Origin of the sequence: Nitrincola lacisaponensis (assembly GCF_000691225.1) — a bacterium.
GTDB classification, from domain to species: domain Bacteria; phylum Pseudomonadota; class Gammaproteobacteria; order Pseudomonadales; family Balneatricaceae; genus Nitrincola; species Nitrincola lacisaponensis.
In genome coordinates, this window is sequence record NZ_JMSZ01000023.1 from 1 (window position 1) to 678 (window position 678).

The following is a 678-nucleotide window of genomic DNA, read 5'->3' on the forward strand; positions in this document are numbered from 1 at the left end:
TGGCATCCCACTATGGCGTGGCCATCCTACCCACACGAGTCAGAAAGCCGCGAGACAAAGCCAAGGTGGAAGGCGGCGTGCTGATCGTCGAACGCTGGATACTGGCGGCGCTGCGTCACCGTCAACACTTCTCACTGGGGCAACTGAACGCCACCCTCCGTGAGCTACTGGAGAAGCTCAATAACCGGCCCTTCCGCAAGTTACCCGGTTGCCGGAGCGAACACTTCGAGCAACTGGACAAACCGGCGTTGCAGCCCCTGCCTGCAGAGCCCTACGTCTATGCAGAGTGGAAGAAGGTCCGGGTCAACATCGACTACCACGTGGCCGTCGATGGGCATTACTACTCAGTACCCTACACCCTGATCAAGAAGGAGGTGGAGGCTCGGATCACCCACAACACCATTGAGTGTTTTTACCGGGGCAACCGGATCGCCAGCCACCACCGTTCCAACCAGAAAGGCCGACACACCACCGTAGCGGCCCACATGCCAGAGTCCCACCGCCAGGCCGGTGAGTGGACACCGGAGCGTCTGATCGCCTGGGCGGCCAAGACGGGACCGGGTACGGAGAAACTCATCCGTACGGCCCTGGAGGTGCGCAAACATCCACAACAGGCCTACCGCTCCTGTCTGGGCATCCTCCGTCTGGGGAAGGCCTATGGTGATGAGCGCCTGGAGG

1 protein-coding gene is annotated in these 678 nt (G+C 61.2%); it reads left to right on the top strand.

The window, feature by feature from the left end; all coding sequences use genetic code 11:
• Window positions 1-678, top strand: a 678-nt coding sequence (locus ADINL_RS08450; RefSeq protein WP_036546469.1) for a Mu transposase domain-containing protein, incomplete at both ends; no start/stop codon positions are given.